An 8,307-nucleotide genomic window follows, 5' to 3' on the forward strand; every position below is an offset into this window, starting at 1 on the left:
GCACGTTAGTGCTTTACGACGAGATCCTCGATGCGGTGACCCTCTTCAACGGGATCTGGGTTGACTGGGGCCGGGGCGGTGCCGTTACCGAATGGGCTGCCACCAAGGGCCTCACGGCCGTGCGGCTGGAGCAGGTCAGAGAGCTCCGGCCCCTTCGGGACAATCCCTAAAGGATTGAGGTCGCGGTGGACCTCGTAGTAATGGCGCTTGATATCGACGAGGTCAGTGGTGTCGCCGAAGCCCGGAGTCTGGAAGAGATCACGCAGGTAGTTGTATAGAACCGGCATCTCGGAGATCTTGCTCCGGTTGCACTTGAAGTGGCCGTGGTAGACGGCATCGAAGCGGATGAGGGTTGTGTAAAGGCGAATGTCGGCCTCAGTGATGTGGTCGCCCATGAGGTAACGGCGGGTCTCCAAGCGCTCAGAAACCTTGTCTAGGGCATTGAACAGCCGGTCGTAAGCCTTGTCGTAGGAGTCCTGCGAGCCTGCGAAACCACAGCGGTAGACGCCGTTGTTGATCTCGGTGTAGATGAACTGCATAAGCTCATCCATTTCCTCGCGCATCTCCACCGGGTAAAGATCCGGGGCGCCTTCGCGGTGGAACTCGGTCCACTCGGTAATGAAGTCCAAGGTGATCCAGGGAAAGTCATTGGTCACGACCTCGCCCGACTCGATCTCGACGATGGCCGGAACAGTAATGCCGCGCTGGTAGTCCGGGAAACGCTTGAGGAATGCCTCCTGGAGGCGCTCGTAGCCTAGTACTTCGTCACGGCCACCTGGTCCCTTGTCGAATGCCCAGGAGCGGGCATCGTGCACTGGCCCTGGAATTCCGACTGAAATTGCATCTTCCAAGCCGAGCAACCTGCGAACAATAAGCGTGCGGTGTGCCCATGGGCACGCGCGAGCCGCGATGAGGCGGTAGCGACCGGCTTCAACGGGCCACGTCTTAATTCCGTCGCCTACCTCGCGACCGTCCTTAACAATGCGGTCGTTGATATAGCGGGTGTCGCGGTTAAAGTCCTTACCCTCCTGCGAGTACACACCGCCTGTGGAGTGGGAGGAATCCTCTACCTGGTTAGCGTTATCTACCTGCTTGGCTTCGTCCTTTGTTGTCATGTCACCAATCATATGGGTAGAAAGATAGGCTGTCAACGGCAGTAAGGACAGCCAGAGCCACCAAAATCGACAGGGCCACCAGGTCATTAGAGCCATTAGGGCCAATAGGAGGGCTTGCGCTTCGCCAGCAGCCGGTTACTGTGCAGCAAACTACTTCTGGTGAAGCGTAAGCCCGCCCTAGACAACAGCGGCACCACCCTCATGGCCCAAAGCCCCATCACCCGGACCAAGGATGCAGCAAGCCCTCAAGCCGCCGATATAAGAACAAGGCCGAGCAGGTGCCCGTCGTAAAGCAAAGAAGGCACGAAAAAGCCCCAGCGAGGAAAACCTCGCCGGGGCGATTTCTCAAAGGGACGTGTAAGCCCTTAGCGGCCTAGCTTAGTTGCCAGCCAGCTTCTCGCGCAGAGCAGCGAGCTGCTCGTCGGAAGCCAGGGTGCCGCCTGCGTTGTCTGCAGCCGGTGCGGCCGGAGCAGCCGGGGCTGCCTCGCCGGACTCGGAGGAGTAGTTCGAAGCGGTCTCTGCAGCCTCGGCAGCTGCAGCGCGGTGACGCTCGATCTGGGCAGCGTGCAGCTGGTGGTGACGCTCTGCCTCTGCGTAGCGAGCCTCCCACTCTGCGCGCTGGGTCTCGAAGCCCTCCATCCACTCGTTGGTCTCCGGGTCGAAGCCCTCCGGGAAGATGTAGTTGCCCTGCTCGTCGTAGGAGTCGCCCATGCCGTACTTGGTCGGGTCGAACTCTTCGGTGAAGTCCTCGTCAGCCTGCTTGAGGGACAGGGAGATACGACGACGCTCGAGGTCGATGTCGATGACCTTGACCATGACCTGCTCGTCGACGGAGACGATCTGGTCCGGAACATCGATGTGGCGGGAAGCCAGCTCGGAGATGTGAACCAGGCCCTCGATGCCCTCCTCGACGCGGACGAACGCACCGAACGGAACCAGCTTGGTGACCTTGCCCGGTACAATCTGACCGATTGCGTGAGTGCGGGCGAAGACGCGCCACGGATCTTCCTGAGTAGCCTTCAGGGACAGGGAAACGCGCTCGCGGTTCAGGTCGACCTCGAGAACCTCGACGGTGACCTCGTCGCCAACCTGGACAACCTCGGACGGGTGGTCGATGTGCTTCCAGGACAGCTCGGAAACGTGAACCAGGCCGTCAACACCGCCGAGATCGACGAATGCGCCGAAGTTGACGATGGAGGAAACGACACCCTTGCGGACCTGGCCCTTCTGCAGCTGGTGCAGGAACTCAGAGCGGACCTCAGACTGGGTCTGCTCGAGCCATGCACGGCGGGACAGAACGACGTTGTTGCGGTTCTTGTCGAGCTCGATGATCTTGGCCTCGATCTCCTGGCCGATGTACGGCTGGAGGTCGCGGACACGACGCATCTCGACGAGGGAAGCCGGCAGGAAGCCGCGCAGGCCGATGTCGAGGATCAGGCCGCCCTTGACGACCTCGATGACGGTACCGGTAACCGGCTCGTCGTTCTCCTTGAGCTGCTCGATGGTGCCCCAAGCACGCTCGTACTGAGCGCGCTTCTTGGACAGGATGAGGCGGCCTTCCTTGTCTTCCTTGGTCAGGACCAGCGCGTCGATCTCATCGCCAACTTCGACCACTTCGTCAGGGTCGACATCGTGCTTGATGGACAGTTCGCGGGAAGGAATGACACCTTCAGTCTTGTAGCCGATGTCGAGAAGAACCTCGTCGCGGTCAACCTTAACGACGGTGCCTTCAACGATGTCACCATCGTTGAAGTACTTCATCGTCGAGTCGACAGCGGCCAGGAAATCCTCAGCGGTGCCAATGTCGTTGATGGCAACCTGAGGGACGTTAGAAGTGGACATATAAGATGTGCTCCGAAGCGGATAGAAATCGAAAAACGGACAATTTCGGCCTTGCCCCTCAAAGAAACCCCTGGACAACCGGGCCAAATCCGCTTTCGGCGAATCTCACCATTGGCAATTAGTTAACCCGATGTCCATGAAGCTCGAGGCTGCAAAGTCGGCACGCTAATGCATACCTAGCGAACAATACCGATTTGAGCTGCGACATTCAAGTCCGCAACACATCCGCGGCAAGCCCGCATCAAGTCCGCCGACCAGCACTACGGCCCGACCTTCGCACCACTAATGCGCAGCAGTATCCCAGTTCACACCAGCACCGATAGAAACATCCAACGGCACCAACAATTCAGCCGCCGAGTCCATCTCGCGATGCAACAGCTCCTTGATGGCTCCCTCTTCCCCATCTGCAACTTCAACAACCAGTTCGTCATGAACCTGCAGGAGGACACGTGAGCGCAACCCGCCCCGTCGTAAAGCATCGTCGACCCGGAGCATCGCAATCTTAATAATGTCTGCCGCCGACCCCTGAATCGGCGAGTTCAATGCCGCACGTTCCGCGTTATCGCGAGCGATGCGGTTGTCGGCGTTGAGTTCCGGCAGGTAGCGACGACGATCGAACATCGTGGCCGTAAAGCCGTCCTTGCGCGCCCGCTCAACAACCTTGTGCAGGTAATCGCGCACGCCGCCGAAGCGCTCGAAGTAGTCCTCCATGAGCTTCTTCGCCTCGCGCTGCGGAATGTCGAGCTGCTGCGCCAGACCAAAAGCACTCAGACCATAAGCCAGTCCGTAGCTCATCGCCTTCACACGACGACGCAGCTCGGGCGTGACCTCATCGATGCCGACACCGAAAACCTTCGAACCGACGTAGTTGTGCAGGTCCTCGCCCTGGCGGTAGGCCTCAATCAGCCCCGGATCCTGCGACAGGTGCGCCATCACGCGCATCTCAATCTGCGAGTAGTCCGCGGTGATCAGCTGCTCATAGCCATCGCCGACCACGAACGCCTCACGAATCCGTCGCCCGAACTCCGTGCGCACCGGGATGTTCTGCAGATTCGGCTCCGTCGACGACAGACGCCCCGTCGCCGCGACCGCCTGATTAAAAGTCGTATGAATTCGGCCATCATCAGCGACAGCCTTAATCAGCCCCTCCACGGTCGACTTCATCTTCTGCGACTCGCGGAACTTCAACAGGTAATCCAGGAACGGATGCGGGTTGACCTTCGCCAGCCCCTCAATTTCCTTCGCCGCCGTGGAATAGCCCGTCTTCGTCTTCTTTGTCTTGGGCATTCCCAGCTGGTCAAACAGAACCTCTTGCAACTGCTTCGGCGATCCGAGATTCAGCCCAGGCTTATCGACGAGGTTGCGAGCCTCACTCTCCGCCTCATCGGTAGCCGCCTGCGCCTGCTTGCGGAGCTCCTCGAGCGCATCAACATCGACAGCGATACCGGCGCGTTCCATCCGACCCAGCACTGGGGCGAGCGGGACTTCCAGGTCGGCGTACACACTGTAGAGCCCGGCCTCGTCGAGTTCGACAGCCAATCGCTCAGCCAGGTCGATGACGGCGGCGACATGGGAAGCGTCTTCGGTCGGGCCATCGAGCAGGGTCATCTGGCCATCGGCCTGCGAAAGAGTCTGGCCCAGGTGACGCTGGACGACATTGTCCAAGCTGTAGCTGCGCTGGCTTGGGCGCAGCAGATACGCAGCCAGGAAGGTGTCGTGGATGACCCCTGCCAGCTCGAAGTCGTAATTCCAGAGTGCATGCATGGCCGATTTAGAGTCATGCACCAACTTCGGATGGTCGCCAGCGAGCCACTCGCGCAGTGCGTCAGCATCTTCAGTGGAAAGCCCGCCCAAGTCGAGAGAAACAGCCTGGCCGGAGGTCTTGCCTTTCTCATCGGCGGAGCCAATCATCAGAGTGTGCTCCCCGACCTGCAACGCGGCCGGCTCGTGCAGATCATCGAGCCAAGCAGCCAGGGCGCCGTCGTCAAGCGAAACAGCCTCGAGCTTTGTCGCACTGTCGCTGGTGGAGGCGGTGACGCCCGCGCCTTCGATGGAAAGGGTGCGGAAGACGCGTTCGCGAAGGTTGTCGCCGAATTCGAGGCGGTCGAAGAAGTCGATGATTCCCTGGGCGTCGGCGGGACGGAGCTCGAGCTCGTTCGGACCGTACGGCAAGGGCAGATCCTTGACCATTTCGGTGATGTCGCGGTTCAGCTGGACGTTTGCGACGCGCTCGCGGAAGTTATCGCCGACTTTGCCGCGGATTTCGTCAGCGTGGTCGATGAGGTTTGCCAGCGTGCCGTACTGAACAATCCACTTCGTCGCGGTCTTCTCGCCGACCCCCGGAATGCCCGGGAGATTGTCGGAGGGGTCGCCGCGGAGAGCCGCGAAATCCGGGTACTGAGTCGGCGTCAGACCGTACTTCTTCTCGATAGCAGCAGGCGTGAAGCGATGCAGCGTGGTGACGCCGCGCATTGGATAAAGCACCGTCGTGGTGTCGTTGACCAACTGGAACGAGTCACGGTCACCAGTGACGATGAGCGTTTCGAAGCCCTCAGGCTTGGCTTGGGTAGCCAACGTCGCGATAATGTCGTCGGCCTCGTAGTTGTCCTTTTCCAGCGTGACGATGCCCATCTCTTTCAGCACCTGCTGAATAAGCGGCACCTGACCACGGAATTCCTCAGGAGTCTTCTCACGCTGAGCCTTATACTCCGGGAAGATCTCGTTGCGGAAGGTCTCGCGGGCGACATCGAAGGCGACCGCCACGTGCGTGGGCTTTTCCTCGCTGAGGATATTGGACAGCATAGAAAGGAAGCCGTACACCGCGTTCGTTGTCTGACCACCGGTGGTTGAGAAATTATCCACCGGAAGGGCAAAGAACGCGCGGAAGGCCATGGAATGACCGTCGATAAGCATGAGGGTCTTCTTCATGACATCCCAGTGTAGGAAAATATTGAACAGCGTAGGAAAACTGAGATGCGCGCTGAGGAATCACGAGCTGCGGAGGATGAGCTGTTGGCCGGTCAGCTTCAGTGAACAATAATTACGGTAATCAGGCTGCATTTTGAAACGGATTCAGCAGCCCCTTAGTCCACCTGAACAGTGATTCGCAAGAGTGAGCCTCTCGAGCGTCGCTTGGCACCTGGTTTCAGTTTCCGAAATGCTGTAATCCAACTTTAATATTCGCCTTATTTTCCTGGAGTTTTTCCATATTTTCCAGCGATTGTTCAACAGCATGCACGGAACCTGCCCCAAATGAGGCACCTAGAAATTACCCCCTCTTTGAGGTGGCCGCGAAAACATATCACCACGTCCTGCGCATGCCTCTGAAATCAATTGGCGTAGTTACGCTTTCATGGCTTTAGACTCTTCAGCATGAGTGAGTTCGATTCGACCGATTTCCAACGGAGCGCCCAGTCCACCCGCGAGCGCATCATCGCGGCTGCAGCTCGGCACTTCGCGCGCAAGCCTTTGCGAAGCGTGCCGCTGAAGGAAATTGCCAGCGATGCGGGCGTTAGCGCGCCGCTCATCATCAAGTACTTCGGCTCCAAAGAAGGTCTCATGGCCGAACTGATTGACTTCAGCCAGTTCAAAGGCACACTCAGCCGAGCTCCCTTCAATGAACTTGGCCAGCGGATGGCCAGCGCTATTTTGACTGGTCAAGGAATGGCCGGACAGTCCATGATTCCACTGATTGTCGGATCCCTCGACTCCGAGGAAACCGCAAAAGTCATTGCCGAGCGGTTCAATGAAGCTGTTGCAGATGACCTAATTCGCCGCGTCGAAGCGGACGGACCGGAAGACGTTAGCTACGACACTGCTGTGCACCGCAGCCAGATGGCTATTTCCCTCTGCGTCGGATACCTAGTTCTTTCCGACACCGGCCTAATCGATGAGGCCAACGCGCCGAGGATTTCGGTTGAGGCCCTGGGCAGCTGCCTGCAGCAAATCATCGAACACGGCTAAGAACCGAGCACGGCTAAGAAAGCAGCTCCACTGCCCACCGCCTACTGCCCCCCCCCCACTGCCACCGACTACTCCTGCGTAACTCACTGAATCAGCAGCGCCACCCCAGGCGCTGCTTTTTTGTTTTGTGTCTTTAATCGCACCCCGAAGCTACTAATACACACACGGAAATACGCTTCTTCTCAGGTGGAAGACATACAATGGCCTGCGATGTCTACTGAAAATACGAGCGCTCCTGGCGCAGAGTCGACCACGCTGCCGACCACGAGCCCCTACTCTGAAATCCCGAAGCCGACCCCGCTGGGTGTCATCGCCAACGCAGTTCGCGGTGGCCTCATTGGTCTCGCCGAGACGATTCCGGGGGTCTCCGGCGGCACCCTTGCGCTGATCACGGGCATCTACGGACGCCTGATTGAATCGGCAAAGCGCATCACCGACCTGCCGCGGGCAACTTCGAAGGGCACCTTCAAGGAGGACCTTCGCAGAATCGACTGGTGGCTGCTCATCCCGGTGGCTATCGGCATGGTTGCCGTGGTCTTCTCCATGGCAGGCATCATGGAGAACTTCGTCACCAACCAACCAGTCGCTTCCCGAGCACTGTTCATGGGCATGATCGCCGCCTCGATCACCATGCCGCTGAACGAGCTACCGCCAGGCGCTCTGCGTCAGCCGGGCATGCGCGGCAAGGCCATCGCCGTCTTCCTGTTCTTCAGCATCGCCCTGTTCGCGCTTACTTCCCTGCCACAGGCCGCACCGACGCAGCCGCCTCTCTGGCTCGTACTCATCGCCGCCTCGATTGCCGTGTGCGCACTGGTTCTGCCGGGCGTTTCGGGCTCTTTCTTCCTACTGGTCATCGGACTCTACGCACCGACCATGGGCGCAATTCACGACCGTGACTTCGCCTACATCGGCACGTTCTTCGTCGGCGCGCTGATCGGCATCGTCCTGTTCATCCGCCTCCTCGAATGGCTGCTGAGTACGCACCAGGCGCTCACGTTGGTCGCCATGTCCGGCCTCATGCTCGGTTCACTGCGCGCTCTCTGGCCGTGGCAGACCGAAAACAACGAGCTCCAGGGCATCGGCTCCGACTGGGGACTCGCCCTCGGACTGTTCATTCTCGGCGCCGCAATCGTCAGCGTCGTCGCTTATGCGCAGCGCCGTTTTTCTAATTCGGGGTCGATGGACTAAACTAGTCAAAGTCGCTTCGATAGAGCATTTTCGCTTATCGACGGCTTTGCGCCCCTGTAGCCCAATTGGCAGAGGCAACGGATTCAAAACCCGTCCAGTGTGAGTTCGAGTCTCACCGGGGGCACGATTTTAAAACCCGCCTTCACCTGACTTTTAGCCTGGTGGGGGCGGGTTTTTGGTTGGGTTAGTATTCACTATC

At 59.0% G+C, this 8,307-nt stretch carries 5 protein-coding genes and 1 tRNA gene; 3 read left to right on the plus strand and 3 right to left on the minus strand.

The window, feature by feature from the left end; genetic code table 11:
* Positions 1-5: 5 nt before the first annotated feature.
* From CRD18_RS05155 to polA, 3 genes are all read right to left on the minus strand, one after another.
* Positions 6-1,115, minus strand: coding sequence for a glutathione S-transferase family protein (locus CRD18_RS05155; protein WP_370550981.1), 1,110 nt, complete (start codon positions 1,113-1,115; stop codon positions 6-8).
* A gap of 378 nt (positions 1,116-1,493) precedes the next feature.
* Positions 1,494-2,957 (minus strand): 30S ribosomal protein S1, encoded by a 1,464-nt coding sequence (gene rpsA / locus CRD18_RS05160; protein WP_005510285.1) that lies wholly within the window; start codon positions 2,955-2,957, stop codon positions 1,494-1,496.
* Positions 2,958-3,239: 282 nt separating this feature from the next.
* Positions 3,240-5,885: a DNA polymerase I gene (gene polA, locus CRD18_RS05165; RefSeq protein ID WP_242458676.1), complete on the minus strand. Its 2,646-nt coding sequence runs from the start codon at positions 5,883-5,885 to the stop codon at positions 3,240-3,242.
* Positions 5,886-6,329: 444 nt separating this feature from the next.
* Between polA and CRD18_RS05170 the strand changes: the two genes are divergently transcribed.
* The 3 genes from CRD18_RS05170 (at position 6,330) to CRD18_RS05180 (ending at position 8,232) form a co-directional block, all read left to right on the plus strand.
* Positions 6,330-6,920, plus strand: coding sequence for a TetR/AcrR family transcriptional regulator (locus CRD18_RS05170; protein WP_049190009.1), 591 nt, complete (start codon positions 6,330-6,332; stop codon positions 6,918-6,920).
* 210 nt (positions 6,921-7,130) lie between these two features.
* On the plus strand, positions 7,131-8,108 hold the full coding sequence (locus CRD18_RS05175) for a DUF368 domain-containing protein (protein ID WP_070652662.1): 978 nt from the start codon (positions 7,131-7,133) through the stop codon (positions 8,106-8,108).
* A 50-nt stretch (positions 8,109-8,158) separates the two neighbouring features.
* A tRNA-Leu gene (locus CRD18_RS05180) sits at positions 8,159-8,232 on the plus strand.
* The last annotated feature ends 75 nt before the right edge of the window (positions 8,233-8,307 follow it).

It is taken from the genome of Corynebacterium sp. LK31, assembly GCF_014335015.1.
In the GTDB taxonomy this organism is placed as follows: Bacteria; Actinomycetota; Actinomycetes; order Mycobacteriales; family Mycobacteriaceae; genus Corynebacterium; species Corynebacterium jeikeium_D.